The sequence below is a fragment of the Glaciimonas immobilis genome (assembly GCF_011947285.1).
GTDB lineage: Bacteria > Pseudomonadota > Gammaproteobacteria > Burkholderiales > Burkholderiaceae_D > Glaciimonas > Glaciimonas immobilis.
Genome location: NZ_JAAOZT010000002.1, coordinates 652626 through 677460, shown reverse-complemented (window position 1 = coordinate 677460; position 24835 = coordinate 652626). Strand labels below are relative to the sequence as shown.

At 47.3% G+C, this 24835-nt stretch carries 18 protein-coding genes, 1 tRNA gene and 1 pseudogene; 4 read left to right on the top strand and 16 right to left on the bottom strand.

Translation table 11 applies throughout. The annotated features are described in order from the left end of the window. The first annotated feature begins 46 nt into the window (after window positions 1–46). Window positions 47–505 carry a SixA phosphatase family protein gene (locus tag HAV38_RS05355; protein ID WP_168053075.1) on the top strand — a complete coding sequence of 153 codons (459 nt, stop codon included), beginning with the start codon at window positions 47–49 and terminating at the stop codon, window positions 503–505. Here HAV38_RS05355 and HAV38_RS05350 read toward each other — a convergent pair whose 3' ends face one another. Next, window positions 506–646, bottom strand: coding sequence for a hypothetical protein (locus HAV38_RS05350; RefSeq protein ID WP_168053073.1), 141 nt, complete (start codon window positions 644–646; stop codon window positions 506–508). A 2427-nt stretch (window positions 647–3073) separates the two neighbouring features. On the opposite strand from HAV38_RS05350, the gene HAV38_RS05345 reads away from it, so the two are divergent. Then, window positions 3074–4537 carry a hypothetical protein gene (locus HAV38_RS05345; RefSeq protein ID WP_168053071.1) on the top strand — a complete coding sequence of 488 codons (1464 nt, stop codon included), beginning with the start codon at window positions 3074–3076 and terminating at the stop codon, window positions 4535–4537. Between the two features lie 2120 nt (window positions 4538–6657). Here the strand turns inward: HAV38_RS05345 and HAV38_RS05340 are convergent. Then, window positions 6658–7329: a response regulator gene (locus tag HAV38_RS05340; protein ID WP_168053069.1), complete on the bottom strand. Its 672-nt coding sequence runs from the start codon at window positions 7327–7329 to the stop codon at window positions 6658–6660. 781 nt (window positions 7330–8110) lie between these two features. On the opposite strand from HAV38_RS05340, the pseudogene HAV38_RS05335 reads away from it, so the two are divergent. Further along, window positions 8111–8691, top strand: a pseudogene (locus tag HAV38_RS05335) (IS256 family transposase); the annotation flags it as partial. 214 nt (window positions 8692–8905) lie between these two features. Here the strand turns inward: HAV38_RS05335 and HAV38_RS05330 are convergent. Further along, window positions 8906–10027 carry a M14 family metallopeptidase gene (locus HAV38_RS05330; RefSeq protein ID WP_168053067.1) on the bottom strand — a complete coding sequence of 374 codons (1122 nt, stop codon included), beginning with the start codon at window positions 10025–10027 and terminating at the stop codon, window positions 8906–8908. Between the two features lie 133 nt (window positions 10028–10160). Here HAV38_RS05330 and HAV38_RS05325 point away from each other — a divergent pair. Then, window positions 10161–10237, top strand: a tRNA-Pro gene (locus HAV38_RS05325). Window positions 10238–10792: 555 nt separating this feature from the next. Here the strand turns inward: HAV38_RS05325 and HAV38_RS05320 are convergent. From HAV38_RS05320 to sctE, 13 genes are all read right to left on the bottom strand, one after another. Next, window positions 10793–11215 (bottom strand): hypothetical protein, encoded by a 423-nt coding sequence (locus HAV38_RS05320; RefSeq protein ID WP_168053065.1) that lies wholly within the window; start codon window positions 11213–11215, stop codon window positions 10793–10795. Beyond that, on the bottom strand, window positions 11199–11915 hold the full coding sequence (locus tag HAV38_RS05315; protein ID WP_168053063.1) for a hypothetical protein: 717 nt from the start codon (window positions 11913–11915) through the stop codon (window positions 11199–11201). Before HAV38_RS05315 ends, HAV38_RS05320 begins: the two co-directional genes overlap by 17 nt. Next, on the bottom strand, window positions 11887–12552 hold the full coding sequence (locus tag HAV38_RS05310; protein WP_168053061.1) for a hypothetical protein: 666 nt from the start codon (window positions 12550–12552) through the stop codon (window positions 11887–11889). The genes HAV38_RS05315 and HAV38_RS05310 overlap by 29 nt, the downstream gene beginning before the upstream one ends. After that, window positions 12545–13405, bottom strand: coding sequence for an EscJ/YscJ/HrcJ family type III secretion inner membrane ring protein (locus HAV38_RS05305; protein WP_209216615.1), 861 nt, complete (start codon window positions 13403–13405; stop codon window positions 12545–12547). The genes HAV38_RS05310 and HAV38_RS05305 overlap by 8 nt, the downstream gene beginning before the upstream one ends. Then, entirely contained in the window at window positions 13405–13713 is a 309-nt protein-coding gene (gene sctI / locus HAV38_RS05300; protein ID WP_168053059.1) for a type III secretion system inner rod subunit SctI, read from the bottom strand. The genes HAV38_RS05305 and sctI overlap by 1 nt, the downstream gene beginning before the upstream one ends. A gap of 251 nt (window positions 13714–13964) precedes the next feature. Beyond that, on the bottom strand, window positions 13965–14219 hold the full coding sequence (locus HAV38_RS05295; protein WP_168053595.1) for an EscF/YscF/HrpA family type III secretion system needle major subunit: 255 nt from the start codon (window positions 14217–14219) through the stop codon (window positions 13965–13967). A gap of 295 nt (window positions 14220–14514) precedes the next feature. Further along, window positions 14515–14757, bottom strand: a complete 243-nt coding sequence (locus tag HAV38_RS05290; protein WP_168053057.1) for an EscF/YscF/HrpA family type III secretion system needle major subunit — start codon at window positions 14755–14757, stop codon at window positions 14515–14517. Between the two features lie 38 nt (window positions 14758–14795). After that, window positions 14796–15992, bottom strand: coding sequence for a PrgH/EprH family type III secretion apparatus protein (locus tag HAV38_RS05285; RefSeq protein WP_245182199.1), 1197 nt, complete (start codon window positions 15990–15992; stop codon window positions 14796–14798). 560 nt (window positions 15993–16552) lie between these two features. Continuing rightward, window positions 16553–16867, bottom strand: coding sequence for an acyl carrier protein (locus tag HAV38_RS05280; protein ID WP_168053053.1), 315 nt, complete (start codon window positions 16865–16867; stop codon window positions 16553–16555). Window positions 16868–17110: 243 nt separating this feature from the next. Next, entirely contained in the window at window positions 17111–20152 is a 3042-nt protein-coding gene (locus tag HAV38_RS05275; RefSeq protein WP_168053051.1) for a hypothetical protein, read from the bottom strand. A gap of 303 nt (window positions 20153–20455) precedes the next feature. Continuing rightward, window positions 20456–21559, bottom strand: a complete 1104-nt coding sequence (locus HAV38_RS05270; RefSeq protein WP_168053049.1) for an IpaD/SipD/SspD family type III secretion system needle tip protein — start codon at window positions 21557–21559, stop codon at window positions 20456–20458. 299 nt (window positions 21560–21858) lie between these two features. Next, window positions 21859–22977, bottom strand: a complete 1119-nt coding sequence (locus HAV38_RS05265; protein WP_168053047.1) for a hypothetical protein — start codon at window positions 22975–22977, stop codon at window positions 21859–21861. 23 nt (window positions 22978–23000) lie between these two features. Beyond that, window positions 23001–24827 (bottom strand): type III secretion system translocon subunit SseC family protein, encoded by a 1827-nt coding sequence (gene sctE / locus HAV38_RS05260; RefSeq protein WP_168053045.1) that lies wholly within the window; start codon window positions 24825–24827, stop codon window positions 23001–23003. Window positions 24828–24835 lie beyond the last annotated feature (8 nt).

Genomic DNA, 24835 nt, shown 5'->3' with positions numbered 1-24835 from the left:
GCGACGCGACCGGTTACAAGACATTAATTTTGGCAAGGAACTTAATATGGAACTGATCTTATGGCGTCACGCAGAGGCAGAAGTGGGGGAACCAGACGAAGGCCGCGCGCTTACCAGTAAAGGCCACAAACAAGCCTGGAAAATGGCCGATTGGCTGGACCGTAACTTACCCAATACCTGCAAGATACTCTGCAGCCCTTCGACCCGTACGATTCAGACTGCCGAGGCGCTCGGCCGCAAATTTAAAATTCATCCCGATTTAGCTCCCAATTGCACGCCGACGCAATTGTTGGCGGCGGCGCATTGGCCTGACTCCCGCGAAGCGGTGTTGATTATCGGACACCAACCAACCTTAGGTCAGGTTGCCGCCCTGCTGATTGGCGAGGAGCGTAAAGATTGGGCGATTCGTAAGGGCAGCGCCTGGTGGATCGCGCAACGGGAACGCGGCGACATTACAACGACTTATTTAAAGGCAGTGATGGCGGCTGATCTGATTGGAAAGTAGCTAAGGAAACTCGCCCATCGTTGTCGAACGGTCGCACGTCTCCATCTTATTGCTTTCCAGCGCCCTTGCCTCACCGCGTGGCAATTTGTATCGATGCAGCCCCATCACCGGGCGGCCCGACATGGCGGCCTGCGTTGCCATGAACTTGGCGTAAATCCTCAATAGCTTTCTGTCACGATGCTCGGATGCGCGCTTTTTGAAAGCGGATCACGGCGCGTCTATATACACTTGCAATGAGCGAGCATTGACGTTTTAGAAGCGTAGCGCCGACTACCGTTGGACACAGCAAGACATTTTTTCTCTAAATGAGGAAATTTTATTCAGGCAATATCACTAACAAGCTCATTGCCACTCACTTTACCCGATCAGGAAAGTCCAGTGTCAAAAAAACCGTTATGAGCAAACCTCCGGCAACGTGCGCCAGCGCCTTGCCTTCAGTAGAAGCATCGCAGAAGTCCACCAAAGAATAACACTGACCACCCTGAACGTTTCTTCAAAAGATTACAAGTGTCGCAAATCATTCACCGCGCAAGACTTTAAAAGTGCAAGGGGAATACGGCCAACGAAGTATGCGCAAAACCCTCCTTCGCTTCGACATGTAGAAAATATAAAATCAACGCATGCAAAGTCACTCGAAAAATGCGCGGGGTGGAACAATCTCCCTACAATATCCGTAAAGGTGGTTCTTTTCTTGATTTACACATTTCACTTAAAAGTAATCAAGAGCTCCGCGAGCCGAGCCGGACATAATCGTTCAGTCAGGCACTACGTCAGTATAAGCTCCATGCCTCACAAGCAGGTAGCCAACCGCAGCTTTCGATACCGAAGGATAGCGGGGGAGCCGCACAGACGACCAGAAAGGTAATAAATACACCCGGCTATACACCCGGCTTTTTGCCCGCCGCCCTGAGTCACAATCATGACGATCCCGCTATTATTTCAGACAGTGCCGAAGATCCGCTAAGCCAATATGATAACGTTTCTGAAAAATCGCCCCTTTCGGCTTCATCAGCCGATCAAGAAAAGATAGCGCATCATCCATAATTTACGTGGAGATCAACCATCCTTTTACCCTGGCATTAAAAGAAACCTCGGCAGAGAGGAGTGGGCGCGTATCCGATGAAGCGATTAAGCCAAAAGTAACAACGGTGAGAGCAAGTCGCTCTACAAACTCCTTCAGAGACCCGCTGCGGCACTTCCGCCGACTCATCACATCACCGTTCTGCTCCTCAAATCGGGATTAATTCCTAAAGTGGGTTCGCGCGGTAAACAGGCGCTGGTTTACCGCAAAGCCTCATTCTCCGGACTCGAAACTCGGCTAGGAAAAAGCAGACGTTGGGGCTTTACTATTCTAAAGTTCCATAAAGACATGCGTTATAAATGCTGCCCTAAACATTTCCACTAATAATAATATTGATACCGATGCGCGCTTTTTAAAAGCCAACTAAGCAAAGGCGGCATACACTCGCAAGAATCAGGCTGAACAGACTCAGCAAGCCTGGCCCCCGTATTCGGCACCAGCCCATTGCCAAACGCAACTATCCATTACGTTAACAATTTTTGGCTAAATACTATGAAAATCATACTAGGAATTTTCGCATGTTGTCGGACTTCACAAGCGCAGAATACGGCGTCAAATCAGGAATCAAATCTCGGTGGTGGAAACCCTTCACGATCTCTGCTAAGTGCTCACGTCTCGGGTGCCAGACAAGCGCCGAGCAGCACTTTTTATTTTCCTTCCGCTAATGGTGCAAAGCCGAACAGCGCAGCTACTACAAGTCCTATGCCAGTGAAGGAGGTCCGACACCCCGTAAATAGTAGCAACACAGCATTCACGTCAGGTACCTTGATTCATAGGAGTGGTCCAATCGCACCATCGTCTTTCGAAGCAGAGGCGACAACAACAAATCGAGTGAACCCGTCACGACCAAAGTTAGAACATACAAGAACTAACGCCAAAATAGGCCTGAGATGCGCCGCGGCGGATAGGAAATTCCAGATACTTTTGAAGGAAACAGCGGGGCATGAAGCATACTATTCAAGACCAGAAACCACGCAAGGTCCCGAGTATCGGAACACGGCGTCGCCCGCGCAAGAAGCACGAGATCAGCGCACTTTGAATCCGCAGACTGATTATCACCCCGAAGTATTATCAAGCCGGAAGGTCGGTGCTATCACCAAAACCGACCTCCCGCATCAAGAAAGAGCTAACCGCATAACCGCTTGCGCTGAAATTCGGCTTACAGCAGTATCTGTCAAAAAACCATCAGAAATCGGTAGCAAGCAAACCGATAAGCTAAACAATAAGCTAAGTAATATGCGCATTGATGCATGCACGGATAACCCGCTTGATGGAAATGCAGCCTCTGGATCCCGCAACGCAATAGAAGGGACCATCACGCACATAGCTTGACGGCTTTTCGCCTATTTACCCCGACGCAAGACGTAAGCGGTTCGGCCTTTTTTGACGATTTGCCCACCTTCCAAACAACCCGCAAGGACTTTTCAGGTTAAGTGCAAACCGGATAAAGATTAAACAACATAATTGAAGTTATATGGAGAAATTGTATGACGGTCACATCAGCAAGCCCTAGGTTGAAGGTTACTCCAGGTAATTTTCTGCAGTTTAACAAATGCCAAAATTATAATAATAATGCGAAGGTAGCGCCAGCAACAATAGCATTAAGCACAGCACTTACACGAGCCGGACCGGTAGTGTATTCAATTATAAAAAATTTCGAAAATCAGCAAACGAATAATGCGTCGACGCTAGGTAAAAACGTTCGAGTGGCGAGAGGTCTCACCAGAGAAAATATGGAATATGTCGGTGGCGGGTCATTAGGCAAAAATGGTAGCCGACATGTCCAAACAATACTCCCTATCCTGGAAAATCCATTTCGGAAGGCGGTATTCCTAACAGGTCCCCCCGTGCCAATAAAACTAGGAAATTTATGTCGCTTATTTTTAACTGAAAATGATGCACTAAATACCAAACCTCTTATTGCGGTGACGCCCAACAACAGAGGTACGATTCGAACCATTGAAAATAATGCACGAAATAATAAGTCGAATCTACCACCGACACAAGACCGGATTGATCTCATTCAAACTAGTTATCCGCCATCGCCGTCATCCATGGTGGCCACCTCGCGCGGAATGGCTGGCAATCCAATGCAGGATAGAAGCATTCCACCTGAGTCTTTATGGTTAGGTCCGAAACCTTCGCCGACTACATCGCGAGTAAAACAATTTATTCCACTCTTCACACAATCGGACTCTGCAATTAAACGATCGGAAGGGGAAGCTAATAAACCAGCGTTACCATCAAATAAACTGATATGTAAAGTCGCGCCTCGCCTCGACATGTTTATATCATACGCAAACCGAGGACTTGATTATCCAGAAACGGTGCAGGCCCTATATGACACAATCCCACCTCCGCGTCATTTGCCCGCAGCCCCTGTTTATGCCACTGTACTCCGGGGTCGGCGTAATCGGTCGCCCGATAAAGTGACGCAAGCCCCACTTGCCCCTGCTTCGACTCTGGACGACAGGCAGCGTCCACACATAGATAAGTATAATTACGACCCAAGTTGGGAGCGCTATCCACCCAGCAATTTATCTACATTTGGCAATCATCAAGAACAACCAAATATGGCCGAAATGTCTGCAGAGCCGAAACCAGTCGCTGGCCTTAACGGCTCTATCGAAAGAAATAGTACATATTCACATCAACAGCTTTTTGATGAAAATCCGTACGACGAATTCAGCGATTTTATTTCTGATGTTTCCGATAATAATAAAACCTGGCTTGCCCAAATGTCTGAGCACGCAAGCAAGCTGAGCAGTGTGACTGCGGTAAAGCAAAATACGCGCCTCAACGATACAGGATTGCGACCAAAGAAGGCTTCCGATGCAAGGGAGAATACACGCAGGTGGTGGGCAATTGGCACTACGCCGCTACACTTTATTTCGACGCAAATGGGCAGAGTTTGGGAGGGAATAAAATCGCTTTTTCGGTCACCGGCTTAATGCAAATTCATCACCACCCAGAAGCCGCAGCATTATTAGCATAATGAATAATGCGGCCCAATCATCATCAGAAAACGGTGACCGTCTCACTATAATCACTCATAAGCGAATCACATAAGCGCAGTGATCAAATTCGGCTTCTCAAGCTCGCAATGTATAAGAAAGGACATCAAAAAATACTATCACCACAAGTTCACAATTACTAAACGTGATCGGCACAGCCGTTCCTGGCTGTTTTCGTATTTCACACCCAACCCGCGAGGACTTTGCACTACCTGTGCGAGGCAATCTGAGGTTGAGCATCATAGTTGAAATTTTACGGAGAAAATTTTATGACGAGCTTCACATTAAGTTTCGGACCCAGTGCTACCCAAAATTCGTGTCGTCAGTCGGTTAGCGCGCCTCAAAATACCGACATGTATAAAAACCCAGTAAGACCGTCGAAATTCAAATCAACGGTTACCAGCGTCGAAGCGGGGATGACCGTGTTTATGGACAGTCTCTTGAATGAGGGAAGAAATAACACATCGACGGTAGGTCAACGTATTCGGAGCGTGACGGGAGAGGACGGTACAAGAATAGGAACTTCTTGCCGAATGATGTCAGAGGAACACCATATAAAAAAGAGTAAACCACCAATTAAGCCGAAACCAAGCGTGAAAAATCGACTCCAAAAAAGTCGCGCGCCATCGCCGCCAACCGGGGGAATCGGCAGACCTGCAATCAATAGCAAGCCAATAGAAAAAAAAGCCCACCACCGCCAATCCGCTCCAGAAGACCAACTTTCCCAGTCATATCATCGCTAGAAGAGTTTCGAGCGATGAAGTCAAAATTGATGGCTGAAATTAAGCGCCCAGCGCTGGGAAATAACCTAACGGTGTTATCGAAAAACTTACCGACCGGCACGGTACCATCCTGTAGCGAGCCGATGGTCTCAAATGTGCTCTTCGCCCCTTATTCTGCACCAGCAGTCGAGTCACCTTATGACACACTCCCTGCTACGCGCTATTCGGCTCCAAAAGAGGAGTCGCCATATGACACTCTGAGTCAGTACAATCGCACCTTGACCGACGGACCTGATGTCACCCGGCGTGCGTCACATTTAGATCCAATCAATAGGCCTAGGCCGCGTATACCAGATGATGTTTCCAGAGATAAATTTGAAATTTATAAGGAAGAAGAAGTATCTTCACGAGGGAAAAGTTACGAACCGTTGCATACAAACCAAATGTCTCCTCAGGCAAAAAACTCGTACTCCCTAGAGGACTATTTCGAAAAAAATAGAGTATATTCAGATGAGCCATACTGCACCGAGTCGTTATATACAGAGCCTCGTTCCGGTACTTTTAATTCTAGGGCATTCGATCGCGGCAGCGACAGTTTTAGCGAAATGGCCTGCCATAGAGACGCCCCAAATAGCATATCTGCGACAACGGAAAATTCACACCAGACGGGTACCGCATCAAAGCTAAAATCCGTTGCCATTGATAACGACAAACCGTCCAAGGGCTCGGCGGTGAGCTCTATAGGACACTTTTTTTCGAGGCAAATACGGGGTATATGGGACGTAATGACATCCTTTCGTCGATACCTTCCATTTATAAGCTAAGGGCCGGTAGGATGACATAGAGAGATACCGCAATCTTATTTGCTGAATGCTTGCCTTAAGATTGCCATCATTTCGTATAAGTTTGTGAAAGAAAGCAGAGCCAGCACCCTCTTAAAAGGTAGGGATGTTCGAGCGTGACATTCGCGCTCAAATGCGTCATTTCCGACATCTACGCTTCAAGCTTTTAATCAAGCATCAAGATTACGAACCAATGCGATAGAATAACTTTACACTGTATCCTTACCGCTTCGAATGTTTGCGGATAGGGATTAAAAAAATCCAGCAACGGTTCTTGTGAACGGCAGTTTTAGCGCGGACCGAACACAAGCGCGCCAGCGCTCTCAAATCGGCAAGCTAAGATGATAACGACGGTTGTCAGCCTATTCACTTTAAAGAAGTTAGTCTTACTGGGCGCGCCCGTGAACGCTATCTGCCAATAATTTTGAAGGCGGCCCCAAACATTTTAGCCATACAACGGTCGTGACCATATGAGGCGATATCGTACGGCTTTTCAGCTATTTTTGGCTACGACTCTGCTTGATGGAACCAGCCCGACCTCAACTGCGTACTGGAACAAGTCAATATCGCGATCAACGCCAATCTTTCGCATGGCGCTGTTTTTCTGAGAGCTGACGGTCTGTTTACTGCGATGTAACTTGCCTGCGATTTCACTGATCCCCATACCAGACACATACAATCGCAACACCTCGGACTCCCGCTGCGACAGAGTCCGACGGTTTGTGGTGCCACTACACTCATGCAGAATAGCTTTAATTGTGGGAGAAAAAAATTCACCTTTGTCGCTGCAATAAGCGATATGCACAGCAGAGATGAGATAACTAACATCGTCCGTTTTACTAAGAATGCAACGCACCCCCAAAGATCGCAACTGCCCTAAAATTGCAGGATTATCTATCATTGTCATCGCCACAATTCGCACTTCAGGATAACGACGAAGTACAAATTCAAACATCGGAATGCCATCGCCAAATTCGCCGCCCGGCATCGCGTAGTCCGCGACCAGAACATCGCACGCTCCTTTATCCAAAAGATGAATTATTTCTGTCGAATTGCATGCCGTAGCCACGACTTTTAAGTTACTTGCAGAAATAACTGATTTGATTCCCGCGAGCACTGATGGATGATCATCAGCTAGAATAACTTTGATATTTTTTACGTCCACTGATTGCCTTAAAAATTTCGTTATTAAATAAGCGCTGAACGCACGTAAAGCGTCGCAAGCGAAAGGTGGGAAGAGAATCCAATACGAAAACCCTCCGCGGGATTGTGCGCTAGCCAAAAATATTGATTCGAATGTTTTCGAAAATAATCATTTCCGAAAATATATCTCTCCGGTAGGTGTGCGGTAAAGAAGCCTCAAACTAAAGGCTTCAAACGTGTCCCCGCGCAACGCCATACCACGCGAACAGGTTAACTTTCTGAGCGACGCCCCCGGCAATCCATGAGCGCGGGGAGCAGGTGTTAGGGGCTACATTTTTTGTGTTAGCGCGGATTAATTCGTTAAGGGAAGGCCGGAAAATTGACGGCAGGTATTTTCCGTTTTTGCCGTCAATGCACCATTTGACAAAATATGGCTTAGCGTGAACATGGCATATCCGTAACCCATGCGGGCTACCTAACTACCAGGATTACTTACGTCATATTTTGATTCAACCGCTTAGCGTCAAAAGATGATTTCCAGTTCATCTGAAGGTTACCGATCAAAAAGAAAACTACACGTAGTCGCACCAAACAGCGTTCACAATCTCGCTTTATGTAACAAACCTCTTGATTTCAACAATTACGAAAAAGATTTATACAGACCGAACAATAAATTTAAAATAGTCGCATATAGTACACATTTGAAATGACTTAAACGACTAAGAACATTCTGATGTTGTCGGTCAATGATCTTTCGAGCAGACGATATTTTTTAAAAAATGTGACCTTGAATATCGTTCCGTGCTAAATTCTGGCTCACGGTCGTCACTGAATTAAAGAATCGCGGCGTGCAAGACATTTTTATTGCGTGCGTCGATGGACTAAAGGGTTTCCCTGAGGCCATCGAAATGGTGTATCCGAGGGCCACCATTCAATTGTGCATCGTCCACATGGTGCGCAACAGCCTGAACTTTGTCGGGGGGAAAATGCGCAAGGAAGTCGCCGCCGATCTCAATCGTATCTACACGGCAACAACCGTCGATGAGGCCGACATCATGCGCACCGAATTGGAATCAAAGTGAGACAAGGACTACCAGGCCATCAGTCTGTCCTGGCGGCGGAACTGGGCGCGCATCACGCCGTTCTTCGGTTATCCACCAAAAATCCGCAAGGTCATTTACACCACCAACGCCATCGAATCGTTTAATATGAGTCTGTGCAAAGTCATCAAACACGCCGTTCATTTCCCACGGATGAGGCCGTCAGCAAACTTTTTATCGCCCTCAACAACATCAGCAAGAAATGGACAATGCCGCTGCGGGACTGGAAAGGCGCACTTAATCGCTTCACAATTCAGTTTGAAGAACGGATGACGCCGATTTAAACGACATTCCGTTTACACAAAATCCGGTACATCCTCGGTACCGAGCAATCTCCCAATCTGATATCGTTCACTAACACGGCGAATGAAAAGGCAAGATATCGCAAGTCAGGCCGCTCGAGACAATGTAAAGACGCGACCGCCGCGCTGGCAGATTCCAACTTTGACTTTACGATCATCTGGTTGATATCGGATGATCGCAAATAGTCGCTACAAGTTACATAAACGCCTTCAGGATCGGTTGCAAACACGCTGCGCCGAGTCGGGCACTACGCGCACCGTCCCAGCCATTTATCGCATCCGGTAAATTAGCGTTATCCTTAAACGGCAACTCCAGTGTCAAGGACAAACATTTGAAAGTATAGCCAACATATTTTGACGCAAGCGCCAACATTTCGGCGTTGTACTTACCCGCCCCGTACCCGTACCGGCTCTGAAAATCCGGGCTGGCAGCTTCAAAATCGGCAATAAATTTACCTTGTTCTATCATTTGTTCTGCTGTAAATCCTTCGAGCATCTCGGACCCTGCAACGAAAATATACGGCAAAGCTTCGTCGCCATGAACATCAAGAAAAATGTCGCAACCTATCTCGTGCATTTTGTTTTTTACAAGAAATACTTCTGGACTTTTTTCCACCGACGGTGTTATCCACTCCCGATTCAAATTAGCGCCCGCGGCGTTAGTGCGCAAATTACCGCGCACGGAGCCATCTGGATTCATATTGGGCACCAGGTAAAACACGGCCCCCTGCAAGACACGCCGTGCAATTGGATTAGCACCATCCAGCAACGCATCGACCATACCTTCAACAAACCATTCAGCCATAGTCTCGCCGGGATGCTGGCGCGCAATAACCCACACTTTTTTGGTCGCTGACGGATTGCCAATCACTAACATATTAAGATCGCGTCCTTCTACGGTAGAACCTAAGTCTTCCACACGGACCAGCGGCGATTGCCCCGCCCTGCCCAGCAAAGACAAATGCCGTTCCCAAGTATAGGGTTCAAAATAGGCGTAAAACACGCTATCGCGTTCGGGCGTATGCACTATGCTCAGAACTTGACCATCAAACGTTGTAGGCACCCTGAACCAAGTCGCGCGATCATAACTTGCAATCGCCTGATAGTCTTTCCAGCCATTGGGGTAAGTAGTTTGTCCTGCATTCATTAACTTGATATTGCAAGCCTCACCGCGCGCGCCCTGTAACCGAAAGTAAAACCACTGCGTAAATTCAGCGTGTGAATCGCTACGGATATTTAATTCGATATGCTGCGGTTGGTCCGCACGCAAAACAACGATGGCACCACCATCAAAATGCTGGCTAATTTTTATCGGCATAAGTTGGTCAGATTAGGTAGCGGCAGCGACTTTACTGAAAGATCAAAGAAGTCTCGACGCGTAACTTTGTTGAATTTTTTTGCAACCCAAGTGGATTGAAAGCACTTTTACCCTGATATAATAGCAGGCTTGTCGGGGCGTAGCGCAGCCTGGTAGCGTACTTGGATGGGGTCCAAGGGGTCGTAAGTTCGAATCTTACCGTCCCGACCAATATAATCAAAGGGTTAGCGAAAACCCTGTATGGAAACGCAGCACTATATATTATAGGGTCCTATAATATATAGTGCTGTTTTTTTATAGCCCCATCCCATTCGTCCGGAGGAATTCTTATGCTTCCCTCACATCTCTTTGTCGTGTGTCATGGTCTAATAAAAACATACAGCTCAATAGGTGATAATTCAATTATTGAGAGGTATTTGAAATATGACTAGGAAACGCAGAACGTTTGACGCTGGCTTTAAGGTTGAAGTAGTAAAGATGGTGCAAGAGCAAGGATGAGCGTAGCCCATATAAATTACAGCACCCGGGTGGGCCCGACGGCTATTCGGCACTGATTAGAGCAAGTCACTGCTGAGCAAAAGGGTCAGTCTGGCATTGGCAAACCATTGACGGCTGATCAGCAATGAATATGCAAATTGGAACAAGAGAACAAGCAGCTGAAATCAGACAACGATTTATTAAAAAATCGCCCCATGGCCGGCCGAGTACCTTATGGATAGAAACACCAAAGGCGTATGCGTGATGCCGGCTTAAAAGAGTAAATTCTCACCATGGTTCAGGTTCTTCCCGAGGTGTCCACATTTTTGCCATAAAGCTGTTAAGCAAGCCATTGGACACTACGGCATACCTGAGGCTTTCGTAAAATCTCGCGTAAGTCGGCCCATCCTTACCAATCTCGCCCTCTAATTTTTCCATTACTGCGGCGATTGCACCAGTATGTGTTGGGATCGCTGCATATGGCGTTTTTCCCTTTTCGTTAGTATAGCCTTGCAAGCAGTTAATAATATCGTTGGTGCTGGGGTAAGGGTTAACTTCCAATAGATCTTTAAATGTTTGATACAATTTTTCCAGCTCCTCCCCTTCTGGCGCACTGCGCTGTACGCGCTCATCCATTTTAATAACCCCGTCCCCGTTTGAAGCGGCTGTTTTTTGACTCTGTGATATCGCACTATTAATTTGTTGGATCATGATTTTCTATACCTTCACGCGTTGAATAGGGGGTTAATGAACCGGACTCGAAAATCTGTGCCAGACGTAATCTACACTCCTCTTTAATGGCGTGGCTCTGCATGTATGCAGCAGGCAATTCACTCATCAAACGGCTGGAGGCCAAACTGACGAAATCGTCAGGCGAAAATTCTGACACGTGCTCGCCTAAGCGGAGTACGAAACGTATTTCCTGATGGTATTCGATATGGATATCCCCATCGAAATATGGACGCAATCGCGCTACTAAAGAGCGATGACTCGACCGAAATGATTCGGGAAGAACGAAATTTACATCCAGCTTATTTTTTAAATTTTCCTGAAGAATTGACTCCTCAAAAAGGCCTATCACAACTTCTGGATTGTTTACGCAGCCAAGCAAGAGAGTCCGCATTTTCTCCTCCAGACAAGCCTGCATACTGGCCGCTAGCGCAGTGTGACGAGATAGGTATGCAATTAATTCGCCTGCTACCTGAATAATTCCTTCTGCATAGCCTTCGGACTGCGCCTGTTGACGTAGTTGCTGCGCCTCTATTTGCGCAGCCGCCACCAAAATTTTAGCGCGGCGGCGCGCCTCGGCCAAGAGGTTAGATGATTTACTATTATTTTGTAAATAACTACCGCGAACAAGCACGCCTTCTTCCGGCGAAAAATCACAAATTGTCTGGATTATTTTTGGCATATTGTATTGCCTGAGAAATGAGAAACAGGTCCGTTGGCGATGTGGGATTTGGTTTTAAGGAAAGCGAGGGCAATTGCACTTTCGCAGTGTTGAAATCGGGTTCGCAATAGGTCGAAAATAGTTCGTCGAAAATAGGTGGAAAAAGGAGGGCAAGTCGTATTTTCAGGCCATTGGAAGCATGGCGTTGCCATTCAAGAACGTGCATTAATCCGACCCACTGAACGTCGCTGGACAATTTTTTTTCGTCGTTTTTCCGAGAGGCACAGTCCCTAAGCGAAAGCATCATAAAAAATCTCACAGGGGCGGATAACCGCAATAACTCTCCTCTCCATCCCAAATCCCGCTTCAGCAATTGCGCCCCAATCAACGTACAAATGTAAGGAAGAAGTCGCCAGTTCAATATTAATTGCCGCTCCACCGCAGAGATAGTAACGACCGAGGAGCCTCCGGAAGCGCCACCGCCAGTGCAGACGGCAGACTTTGATTCTGTTAATCCGTATTGGTGAATTAACATTTGGTTGATCACCCCCCGCTGATAGGGTGTATCCAACAAGCGTGGCAGTTTCATTCGTTGAGAGTGAATGTAACTAAGGGGATCAAACATAATCTGCGTCAGACGAGCATGAAAATCAGCCATGATAAACTTTCGTCGTGGGCGGAGAATCACCTTCCTGCGCTATCTGCACAGAGGGCGCTCGAACTGGCGCCATCGCGTCCAACGCAGCTTTAGGGGGTGGCAAACCGTACCAGCCGTTCCGCGGGATTGATCCGCCCGTGGATCCAAGCTGGCCCTGCCGTCGCCAATACCAAAATGCGCCACCTAGCGCTGCCAGTAACAACGCGGTTATAGCTCCTAGCCAGCCAGCAGATGGTAGCGCTGCCTGTTTTTTCACAATTTGTGTGGGCGCATTCTGCAGAATATCGCGCTTTGAGAGAACAACCGAAATGTTGTCATAATCGACCTCATCAAAACTGTTCTTCAGAAAGCGCTTGACACTATTAACCAGCGCCTGAGAATCTACCGCCTCTTCATAAGTAATTAAACTTGATAGATGTATAGGACGATTTTTTTTCCCCCGCTCCGCACCATCCAGATCATAACTTACATGCACTCTTGCGGTCACTACACCCGAAATCGTATTAAGGGATTGCTCCAACCGTTGTTCAATCGCTGAATATAATCGCGCCTTTTCGGCACGTGGGGATGCCACCAATGAATCGATCGGAAACATATCCGCAACTTCAATGACATTGCGGGAGGGAAGATCGTAAGCCTTGAGAATATCCACAGCAGCTGCAAAATCAGCCTTTTGAACATCAACGCTAAACCCACTTTTACCGTTATTTTGTTTTTGCCCGTCAATATTATTTCGATGCAAGATCGCCACTACTTCATTAGCCTGTTTTTGTTCCAGGCTTTGTAAAAGATTTTCTTGTTTGCATCCGGCCAGAACAATGCAGATCAAAATCCAGACACAAGTTTTCATCATCACGCGCGTAAAAGTGTCTCTACTGTTGACACAGCCTTACGTGTCAAGGCGCTGATAACTTCTACTTCTTGCTTATAATCACCAAGACGCACCTGCAACTCAAACAGCGCACCGGGCGATGTTATATTTTTTGCGTTAGTCACTGCGCTCATAAAGTATTGGTACTCATTCTGCGTAGCGACCGAACTCGATGCAAACGCGTCGCGCAGACGATCATCCAGCGATATCGAACTCATTTCATTAGGAGAGATATCAGAAAATTTTGCGCTCGACGCGCGCTCTATATTTGCGATTGCATTAATAGTCACAACAAATAACTCCATCCAAAATATTTAAAAAAGAAGCGCAAGCACTTCACTCAACCAACCTTAGGCTGTTTTCGAAGCCTCCTGCGAGCGCAGATACTCGCGCGAACACCCCATTGCGCGGCACTCACTATCCTTATAGCCTACAGGCCATTTCGGTTGATGCGGCTCGTACATCTTGGCATCACAGCGCTCAGTTCGGTTCCAAAAAAGCCTAGTTATTCATAACAGCGACGCAATGACTAATTTTTCGATTACCGAAAGTTCGCAACGATGGTCGCATCTATATCTTTCAACGTCTTAACAGTCGATGATTGCGCATTACGCAAGATACTTATTTCAGAAATAACCGCCTGGTATTCTGCAAGGGTAGTAGGATTAGTACTTTCACCTCCAGTTGATAGCAAATCGCGTAATCTAATTTCATTCGCGAAGAGTGTTGCGCCAGCTGCTTCAAACGCCCCTGCGGTTCTTACTAAAAGACCAGCGTACGCGCCTGTAAATGACATATTTTTTTCCGTTTCTATAAATCGAGAGGTTAAATAATCAGTCACAAAAAATATCACCATCCAAAATATTTATAACAAAGAAGCGCAAGCACTTCCCTCAACTCACCTTAGGCTGCTTTCGCATTCTTCGGCGTCCATATAACTGGCGCGAACACCGCTTCAAGCCACGCTCACTATCCTTGTTACCTACAGACCATTCCAATTGATGCAGTTTGTACAGCTTGCCATCACAACGCTCGTTACGTTTCAAAGGAGTCTCTTTAGTCGTAACAACGACGCAATAAATATTTTTCAATTACCGGAAGTTCGCGACGATCGTCGCATCTATGTCCTTCAATGTCTTAACGGTGGATGATTGCGCATTACGCAGGATGCTTATTTCGGAAATAACCGCCTGGTATTCTGCCAGAGTAGTGGGATTAGTACTTTCACCTCCAGTTGATAGCAAATCGCGTAATCTAATTTCATTCGCGAAGAGTGTTTCGCCAGCTTTTTCAAACGCTGCAGCGGTTTTTACAAAGAGGCCTTCGTATGCCATATTTTTTTCCGTTTCTATTAATTACAGAGGTTAATAAATTACAAGGATTGGGGGAAGAGCCAATGCCGGGGAGTCATCTTGATGTAACCATGACTTCCGTATTTAAATGACTTATCTTTCAATAAGTCATCCTTCAGTTCGACGGAAAAATGTACGTACCTCGAACCAAATTTTTCATAATAGTTTCGCGTAAATTTTTGAAGGTTGAGGAGGTCTACATCGGTCAGTCCGCCCTGCGTGACTAACGTAAGACGTCCATGATCACGTGCACTGGAATAGGTAATTCCTAATCTATCCAGACCTGCCCTGGCTTTTTGCTCTAACATGGCATCCTGCCATTGATCAATGATCACCGTCTCGACGTAGGGCATCCAACGCATCATTTGGCCTATCAGCATTCTGCGAGACTCACCCGCGAGCATTGCACGCTCATCACTCAATATCAGAACTGGCCGAGTGGCCACGTCCAGTTTTAAACGATGAAAAGCAAGCGTCGGATAGGTTGCCTGCAAGAGTTGATTTATCCGCGCTTCTTCCGATTTTACCGAGGCGATTTTCACCGTGTTGCTCATCCCTTCACGGAGCAACGCCTGCCTGCCCCACGCCATGTCTCTTTCGTTCTCAGCAAAGACATACATGTTGCCGTCGCTTCCCTTCGCTAACTGGTAATCGTCGAGCGATCCACTAATAACCGAGGCGACGTCAGCAGTACGCTTATCATTATTATTTTGACTCCAAATAAAAATGGCAATTGATATTGTTATCAATAAAGCGACAGCACCGCCGACTCCCCATCGGGTTGCAGGAATCGATAGGCTATTTTTCTTGGCTATCAATGCAGGTGACAAAGCATCAAAGATGCTTCGGTTCCAATCGTCAGCAGGCTGCTTGACTGAAAATTGCACGTTGCCTGCAATGCAAATTTCTTGGTAGTTCCGGCACTGTACTTCAACAGTGTCACCTAAAAGGCGCAGTACAAAACCATCACCCACACTGCCGTCGTGGATAATCTCAAAATTAATGCCGCCCTTAGGCATTGGCACTACTACCGTATTATGTGGTAACTCAGGTACCACTTCGCTAGCCACCAAATCCTCTACGAATCCGACGACGAACAATGTGCTACCTTCTTCAAGGCTATACTCGCATCCACGTAGGGGTCCGCTTAGCAGGCGCAATACTGCGATTACGTTAACGGCTACGTTATCGGGGCCTTTCTTTACATTCAAAGTCATATCAAATTATTTTCGCTATTATCGGAAAGGTGTCCTAACAATCATCGCAACACCAAGGTAATTTGCGCTTGCAGCCTAATCGTTAAAGCGCTCACCCCCGCTCAGGTTCGCTGACCTTTTAAACCAAACACAGTCTATCTAATTTTGTAGGCTTTCGATATCAGACCAAAACGAAACACCCTCCGAATTGAATAGGATTGGTAAGAAGGGCTACGGGAGAAAGGCGATTTAAATGGAAACAGGCGAGTTCGGGCACGCTTAATCGCTCCGAAAAGTAAGCTGTCGCATTAAGTATCTAGGCCGACATCGTGGGCGTGGCTGCATGCCATTTAAACGCGCCACTGAGCAATAGACTGGCGGCACCAGATCAAATGCTAACGCTTAAGTAGCATGAAGAAGTACTCATCCGTACTCGCGCATTGAAGACGGGATGGCGTGGCCTACGTGCAGGAGGGAGGCTAATTTTAGTGTGAAAATATTTTCACACTTTACAATTCGGAAGAACGTGTTGCGCTAAGATATCGCTACTTTTTGTCACAGTAATGATCTCAATTTTCCGATTATTGATTTTGGTGAATCAGGTGCACTACATGGTCGCAAGCGCTTCCCACGGATAAAAAATGTGGCAAATCGTTGACTTGAATATCAATGTCAAACATATCGTTCAGGTCGTGAGCGACCTGTAACAGATCAAGGGAATCGGCACCAAGGTCATCAATCAACAATGCGTCATGCTCAAGTTCTTCATAAGGCATAAAATATTCAATAAAATATGTCTTGACCTGATTATGAACATCAGACGAACTGGTCGCTAAACACACGTCCGTCGGCTCCATCATGTAATTCATAGATAATGTTCCTTCATTAGTTTTCATCGTTTCTCATTCATTAATTGCATGGTTACCTCATCGAACAATATAAATAAGGCAACGACTTAGCATGTTGAGTTCTCTACCATGGGTATTTTTTTAGCTGGTCATAGAAGAAATATTAAATGACCAGCTACTTCTGTCTGTCAGCATCCCATGCGCGACCGACTACAGGTGACGACCGCGTCAGGTGGTCCTTGCCGCGGTAGAACGGACGTTGACTTCCACTTGTACTTTCTACCGGCGGTCTTAAGCCGTCCTAATTTGCTCTCCTTCGTTGGCTTGGTTGGCAGGATTAACAATCCGGGTTTTGGGATACGTAGTATTCAGCGAAAGAGCGTCCGAGCTTACCTTGAGCGTGGGAACGAGTCCATAATGGGGAGGACGAGGAGGCACAAATGGCACCTGTATGCCATTTTCGACCTTTGAGAACCCAGGGCCGGCCAAAATCTTTGGCCCGGTCGCTAAAGAAACGCGAGGGGGATTCTGATACGTTGAAAATGCCTCGATAGGTGCGCTTTGGGTTCCGGTTGAAATAGCAGAACCGGTAGGCGAGGCAAGCTGTGATGCATCAGTATTTGTGCTCGATGTGGCACTGGACATGAACTGCATTTGAGCCTTTAGGACAGCTGTTGCAGCAATCTGATCCTCTTCAAGCTTTTTCCAAGTCTCCGTCCAACGATTTAGTTCAAGACCTAGATCGCGTTTGCGGGAATCATTTAGCTTCGTTTGGGCCTGAGCGATTCTCCGGGCTTGTTGCTGAGCCATAACCGTGGCTTCAGTGTTTCGATGCTGAGCTGTTAGCAGTGCATGTACTTGAGCTTGTAGTGAACCGGGGGGAGTGATTTTTTTGCGCATCAATGAGGTACTGGTGTCCAGGGATGGGTGGCTTCCGGTGGCGTACTGCGACCCTAAGGATGCTATGCGTTGCCCGTCGTTAGAGTCCGTGACTTGCACTGACGCTGAAGTTCGCGTGCCGATTCCAGAGGTATTGGTCTGCATCGCATTTGTTAGAGCGCCAGCTGGAGAGGTACCGCTCACCCCTACTACGACAGGGCGAGCGCCAACTTGGGAGCCGCCGTTTGCTCTATTGCTTTGGCGGGAATCATTTAATTTCGTTTGGGCCTGAGCGAGTCTCCGGAGTTCTTGAAAACCCATAACCGCGGCTACAGTGTTTCGATGCGGATCTTTTACCATTGCATTTAGGTCGGATAGTAGGTCGGCTGGCAGCTTGGCTTGCGTACCTCCATTGCGTATCAGTCCGGTACTAAAGCCCACGGATTGGCTGCTTCCAGCGTGAGAATCCGCGCTTTGCATGGATGCATCAGTTTGATCGCCTATTCCAGAGGTATTGCTCTGCACCACACCAGTTTGATCGTCAGTTTCAGACGTACCGCTCATACCTCCTACGACAGGATGAGCGCCAACTTGAGAGTCGTTTTTTACTCTGTTACCTTGGCGGGAACCATTTAATTCCGTTTGAGCCCGAGCGAGTCTCAGGAGTTCTTGAAGACCCATAACCGTGGCTACAGTGTTCCGATATGGATCTTTTACCAGTCCATTTAGGTCGGATGGTAGGTCGGCTGGTTGCTTGGGTTGAGTACCTCTATTGCGCATCAGTCCGGTACTAATGCCCACGGATTGGCTGCTTCCGGCGTGAGAGTCCGTGCCTTGTACGGACTCACCAGTTTGATCGCCTATTCCAGAGGTATTGCTCTGCACCGGACCAGTTTGATCGCCAGTTTCAGACGTACCGCTCATAACTCCTACGACAGGGCGAGCGTCGACTTGAGAGTCGTCGTTTGGTCTATTGCCTTGGCGGGAAACATTTAATTCCTCTTGGACCCGAGCGAGTCTCCGGAGTTCTTGATAACCCATAACCGCGGCTACAGTGTTTCGATGCGGATCTTTTACCAGTCCATTTAGGTCGGATAGTAGGTTGCCTGGTAGCTTGGGTTGAGGACCTCTATTGCGTAGTCCGGTACTAATGCCCCCGGGTAGGTTACTTTCAGCGTCATACTGCGTCCCTACGGACGTCATCATGAGTTGCACGGTTTGAGATCCCGCGCGTTGCCCGACCCCTGAAGTTTGCACGCCGATTAGAGAGGTACCGTTCTGGGTCGCGCCAGTTTGATCGCCACGTTCAGACGTACCGCTCATACCTCCTACGACAGGGCGAGTGTTGACTGAAGGATTGTCATTCACTATCAATTTGTAGGGGGATTCCAGTGGGGTGGGTTGGGGTGTAGCAGGCGACGAGTCATCTTTACCGTTGTTATTCGTGTTGACAATCTTGATATTAATTGGTTGCAACGGAAAATTAGCAGGTAACACCGGTACAGTCTCGTCGGAATATTTCCGTAATGGAATATTTGAAAATTCCGGTAATGGGCTACTGGAAGACCGCTGTAATGGGCTGTTCTCCTTTGGCGTTCCGTCCGCGACAGGTGCGGGATCCTCTGCATTTGCTTCCGCGGAACGCATCAGTTCAATCCAATGATGAGCAACTCTGACTTCATCCATCCTACCATGTAAATTACCTGCACTAGTGCCTCCTGTTGGAATCGCCTTTAACATCCGGCTAGCCGCTTCCGCGGCGGCTGTAGAAATAGTGCCCTTCGCTGCTTTAACGCGATTCCAGTTATCTGGCTTTAGTTCACCATGTGTATTTTTTATACAATTTACGATCTCTGGCCACACCTTCTCATCAAATATGGCTTTAAATAAATCCGGTTTCCCTTCACCCCCTAACGCATCTAATTTAGCCAAAATTTTGCCGCTAAATTTTTGTACGTCGCCTTGGTTGTTAGCATTACTCCATGCCGAAAATCCTGAGTTCACACCCAGCTTGTCGCTCATTACTAGCTCGCCAAGCTTTCTTGATAATTTGTCGTGATCAAGCGCTACGGCTGAGCCACCGATTTGCTTGTACGTCGCTAGTGCCAGCGCCATGTCTGCAAAAACCATTTTGGGTACATATTCGGCACCATTAACGTGTGCCATAAATAATGCTGGATTGTGAGTGGATTTTGATATCGCCGTGAACGCCTCATTCTCCGCTTTGTCGATAAGCCGAAGATTATTAGGCGATTGATTAACCTCAATCTCTTCGTCGACGACTAACTCATTAATATTTGAAAAAGTTTCAAGGTGCACTCTTTCTGCCACCGCGTGAATACGATCCTCGGCAGTTGCCTGAGGGTCGCTGTCGAGAATAAATGCGGATGACTCCGGCGACGCGAGGCCCACAGAAGATGCGCCCGCGCTTTTTACAAGCGTTGAAAATGGCATTTGGCGAGACGAACCCTGGTATGCCGTCGGGATTAATGGCAGGGATGCACAGCGGCTAAGTGGTTCAGGCATTGACAACTCCTTTATGTGCTGTCGCACAAATTAATAATCTATTTTTTTAAAAATTGAAACACAGCGAAAGACTTCTTTTAGAACGTGCTACGACTTACGCGCACTCATGTAGACATTGCGTGTTCGCAATGCTCCTAATCCTCGTGACATAGAGACCAATCCGATTGGGCCATTCCGTGCGCTTTTTTCTTTACGGCAGTCACTACGGTTGCGAAAAAAAGTAAAATCTACTTATGCGAACCGTTTAATCATCTCCATCATCATCGCGGTCATCATGTCAATGATTGCGGTACAACGATTGACGAAGGCTAAAAAACTGGTATTGGCTTGACTATATTTTTGGTTGCGCTTTTGCAGGGAATCTTCAATCCTGTTGACTTGCGCATCAAAGCCACTTTTCCAAACGTTATATTCGGCGATAGTAAGTACCATTTCATTTCCGTTAGTGGGCCACCGGCCGTCTGGAAAATCGGTGATTAGCTTTTCCACTTCCGAAATGTCTGGAATAACGCAATATGTCCCATCGTCATTTTTAACTACAGAACTAGCGGGTAGCCCTAACTTTTTAGCGATAGCGTTTGCCTCACCCTCGGTAATACCACTAGCTGGCGCTTTGCCGGCAATCACTACCTCACTTGACGGGATGGGTTTATATTTATCTACAATAGCCTGCATAGCATCTTTTAAATCCTTGCCCTTAATCGCCATGTACTTATCGTCTTTAGTACTGATGTGATCGCTGAGCGATGAAATGAGGTCTGTGATGTCTTTATAAAGCGCCATATATTTCGCCATTGCCGCGGCGTTCTGGGCCAGCTCACCCTTGTCATAGTTCTTAATATTTTCTGCTAATTGGTCCCATATAGTTGAGGAATTAAAGCCGCCATCTGGGTAACCAGATGACACCACTTTTTTTGCGGCAGCAAGCTGGTCCGTAAACTGGTCACCCATGGGACCCATTTTGGTATCGAACAAGTGATCGGTTAGCACCGCTTTATCCAACGCCTCGATTAACTGCGACAACTGGTCTCGACTGAACAGAGAAGGGGTGAGGATGTCACCAGCACGCGCCTCTACTGGCGGGAATACCGCAGGACGTAAAAAACGTTCCTGCGCTTTTTTTACATCCTCGTGCGCTATACGGCGCATCTCGAGCCCGTTAAAAAGCGTCCTTAAATTAGAATTACAATTATCTAGAATGCTTAGCTCAGCCTCCGTCAATTGTCCCTCCAAGTTTGCTGGGACTACAAAGCCAAGAGATGTCAGGGCTGGCACTTCTGCAGCTCTGCGCGCTAGCGGTGGCGATGATGGCGGTGCGTTGCCGTGGACAACCATGATTTATCTCCTGTCGGCACTTGCCGATATAAACTATTAAAAAAAACTAAAAAAAGAAAAAGTAATAAAGCAAAAAAAGCATCCAACGCACGACCAAACTTATACCAACTTAGGTTCGTTTCAGTAATGCTGTCTAAGTAACCCCCAATAATTTTTTGTGATATCTGGCTGCTCTGAAAGTTGCTCTGCGGCGTTGCTCGCTGCTGCGTTGCCCAGAGCTCGCACCGTGTCGCATCGGGCACCTTGCAGCGCATCCGGCCATGTTCGCCATCTATTCACAATAAATTCTTGAGTGCTACTTAAGCCCTAAGATTTCGAGATATGGTATTAAGCGTTTCTAAGTTTTGATTAGTCGTCGTCGCAATCAGTGTAATTATTTTCATGAGAAACTCCGCCGCGCGCTGTGCCGCCTGGTGCTCACTCTGCTGCACGGATGACGCAACCGTTCCATCGGCCTCATCCAATTTAGCTGCTGCTGCTTGCTGTGACGCGGCAACCCCTGCTGAGTTTGAGGCGATCAGGGAAATAGGCTGTGCAAACCCCATGACTGCATGTGCCCCCGCTTGTTCAAGCTGGAATTGCTGTTGGTTCATTTTAGACGCGAGATCTTTATTCGCGATCATCGCCTCGGTACGCAGCCTCGTTTGACTAAGTACTGTGTGCTCCTCCTTGTTTAATGCGGGCTGATTAGGTTGCAACGTCAGGCTTTTTCCATTTGCATCTAGCTTTTTTAAGCCTTCCTGTGGGCTGTTGCCGGTCAATGGCGCCATCGGACGATTCAAGGCACTATCGGCAGTAGCAGCCTGGTGGCGGAGCTTGGCCGCCTCGCGCCCATTAGTGGAGATATCTTTAACCTGTTTTGACGTTGCCTTCGCGTGTGCTTTATATCCCCCCGCTGCTACAACCGTTCCCAACGCCGCTCCGGCCACCGCCCCACTCAGATTCATCACTGAAGCATTCACCAATTTGACGCCAGCAGCTTCAATCAGCTTTACTGAGAGTGAGGACATTGCTGCAGCTGCGACATTGCGTTTGGTATTATTCAGTCCTAGCAACATAAACAAACTGAATAAAAGCTCCGCAAAACGGTCCACGCCTCTGCTTTCCTTTGCTTCTTTTTCAACTGCCCCTATTTTGCTATCGATTAATTTAACAACATTGTCTTCTTTACTAACAATTGCCATTTCACGCGCACAAGCAATAATTTCTTTGCGGGTCTCTGGCGTAAGGAGACTGCTGGCATTTTTAAGATTGGTCCGCATATCCATCACTGCAGATGTTTCTAATTGTAAGGCTGCTGAAAAAGCGGACATTGAGGTCATGTCAACATCGGATTTTTTGACTTCTTTACTGCTTTGTACGCTGGCCTTGTTCGTCGGGACAAACACTGGCATGAAGCTTTGATTGATAGTATTCATTTTTTCCTTGTTATGCTTTTTGATTAAACGACACTTGCGCTACTCATTGCACGGGTGACTACTAAACTGGTGCGGGTATGCTGATTGATCGCGTCACTGGCCTTATTAAAAAATTCCTGCGAAACATTGAAAGTATTTTGGAATACACCTATGAGCGCGAACAACATGTCGCGTATTACATCCATTTCTTTGCCGGCAAACTTGATTTTCGCCAATGCCTTTGCGGCATTAAGATTAGCGACCTCAGTCGCCACATCCAAACCACCTGTAACAACCGTTTTGGTCAGATTGACGCCCGTGCTGACCTGCACCATCCGACTTGCATATATTTGTTTGCTTGCCGCGTCAGTTGACAGCCCCAAACGCTCAGTCACTGCATTAAACCCACGCGTTGTTGCAGCAGATAGTTGTTTGGATGCTTGCGCCATCGCTTTTTTAAGAATTGCCGGAATGAGCTTGGCAATCGTTTTTTCCATGACACGGGACATTACGGAACCGATTTTGCTCACTACGCTAGAAACCCCACTCGCAATTGCACCGCCTGCGCCCGTTACCGCAAGGGCGACTACGGCGACCGCAATGGCGACCGACACCACGATCATGCTGGCCATTTTGGCTGTCTGTTGATCGACGCCTAAACCTTCAAGTATGCTGGATACCTTATCCATCAGAAATTGTAAAACCGGTTGCAATACTTTCATCAGCGGCTTCATTGCCTCGTCCATAAAAGATGTGCCAGTTGCAGCAGCATAGACTTTGTCAGCGACCATTAAGGCGATACCGATACCCGCCAAAGCAAGACTTGCACCGCCAGTAAACACAGCGCCAATCACTGCGACCGCAGTAACGACGGCACCTAAAATTTTACCTACACAACCCATGGTTTTATTCAGGGCCTCCGCCTTGGCGATATCTTTCGCCATTTTTTCAGCTTCTGAAGCAATTTTTTGTAGGCGTATGTCCTCCTGAATCTTTAACAGCGCTCGATCCGATTCAGTACGGACTTCGCCGCTTTCCATCATCATCTCCGCTACAGCTGTCATCAACATCAACATTCGCGTTATGTTGCTTACCTCCTTTTTGACGAGAGATATTGGAAGCCCTACACCATCTTTTTCAGCTTGGGTGAACAGACTATCGACCTTCTCTTGCAGACCCATGATGGAGGTCTTCAAAGAAGTGATTGCGCCCTTTTTTTCTGTCAATTGCGCATGTTTAGTCGCAAGCGTAACCTGAAGTGTGTCACGGGATTGCAGCGCTGCATCGTACTCTGGGGTTCCCTCTGCTGCTGCCGCAAGAACGCGCTCAGCTTCGGCTAATTGATTCTTTATCGCTTGGATATCGCTGAGCAACCCGCCTAACTGTCCGTTCAAATTGGCTAAATCAATGTTGGCCTTTTCAACCGCTAATAGCGCGACCTCATATTTGGCTGCGAGGTCAATGGATGCACTATGACGAGAATCGTTTTGCCCGGCCTGGACATGCGAATTTATAGCGAGTTTGCTAAGATCAGCTGACGCGAACCCGGCCATCATTTCAGCCAGCGCCATGACAAATCTGGAGCCACTACTTATAGTACCGATTGTCTCATCATGCTCCCTCCCCTTCGGCGCGGTCAATTGAGGGCGACTGATATCTGTACGGTACTCCTTGCCAGAATTCATCTCGCCATCAAGTGCGAGCGTCGCCAATTCACTGGCCACCTTTTGCGCCTCTTTTACAAAGAGCGGAGGTAGTTTAGTAAGTTGTGTGGCTTTTTTGGATAACTGCGCATCGGATAAGAAATCAGCACGCCCAGAGGCTTGCTTCATCACGACATCCATTGCCGCTCCTGCTATTCTCACGCTCATCTGCTACC

Coding starts and splice junctions, on each gene's coding strand:
- HAV38_RS05275 (WP_168053051.1), bottom strand. CDS start 20,152: ATGCCATTTTCAACGCTTGTAAAAAGCGCGGGCGCATCTTCTGTGGGC.
- HAV38_RS05315 (WP_168053063.1), bottom strand. CDS start 11,915: ATGCCAAAAATAATCCAGACAATTTGTGATTTTTCGCCGGAAGAAGGC.
- HAV38_RS05265 (WP_168053047.1), bottom strand. CDS start 22,977: ATGAATACTATCAATCAAAGCTTCATGCCAGTGTTTGTCCCGACGAAC.
- HAV38_RS05305 (WP_209216615.1), bottom strand. CDS start 13,405: ATGATGAAAACTTGTGTCTGGATTTTGATCTGCATTGTTCTGGCCGGA.
- HAV38_RS05290 (WP_168053057.1), bottom strand. CDS start 14,757: ATGGCATACGAAGGCCTCTTTGTAAAAACCGCTGCAGCGTTTGAAAAA.
- HAV38_RS05285 (WP_245182199.1), bottom strand. CDS start 15,992: ATGACTTTGAATGTAAAGAAAGGCCCCGATAACGTAGCCGTTAACGTA.
- HAV38_RS05320 (WP_168053065.1), bottom strand. CDS start 11,215: ATGATCCAACAAATTAATAGTGCGATATCACAGAGTCAAAAAACAGCC.
- HAV38_RS05295 (WP_168053595.1), bottom strand. CDS start 14,219: ATGTCATTTACAGGCGCGTACGCTGGTCTTTTAGTAAGAACCGCAGGG.
- HAV38_RS05280 (WP_168053053.1), bottom strand. CDS start 16,867: ATGAAAACTAATGAAGGAACATTATCTATGAATTACATGATGGAGCCG.
- HAV38_RS05355 (WP_168053075.1), top strand. CDS start 47: ATGGAACTGATCTTATGGCGTCACGCAGAGGCAGAAGTGGGGGAACCA.
- HAV38_RS05270 (WP_168053049.1), bottom strand. CDS start 21,559: ATGGTTGTCCACGGCAACGCACCGCCATCATCGCCACCGCTAGCGCGC.
- sctE (WP_168053045.1), bottom strand. CDS start 24,827: ATGAGCGTGAGAATAGCAGGAGCGGCAATGGATGTCGTGATGAAGCAA.
- HAV38_RS05345 (WP_168053071.1), top strand. CDS start 3,074: ATGACGGTCACATCAGCAAGCCCTAGGTTGAAGGTTACTCCAGGTAAT.
- HAV38_RS05330 (WP_168053067.1), bottom strand. CDS start 10,027: ATGCCGATAAAAATTAGCCAGCATTTTGATGGTGGTGCCATCGTTGTT.
- HAV38_RS05350 (WP_168053073.1), bottom strand. CDS start 646: ATGGCAACGCAGGCCGCCATGTCGGGCCGCCCGGTGATGGGGCTGCAT.
- HAV38_RS05310 (WP_168053061.1), bottom strand. CDS start 12,552: ATGGCTGATTTTCATGCTCGTCTGACGCAGATTATGTTTGATCCCCTT.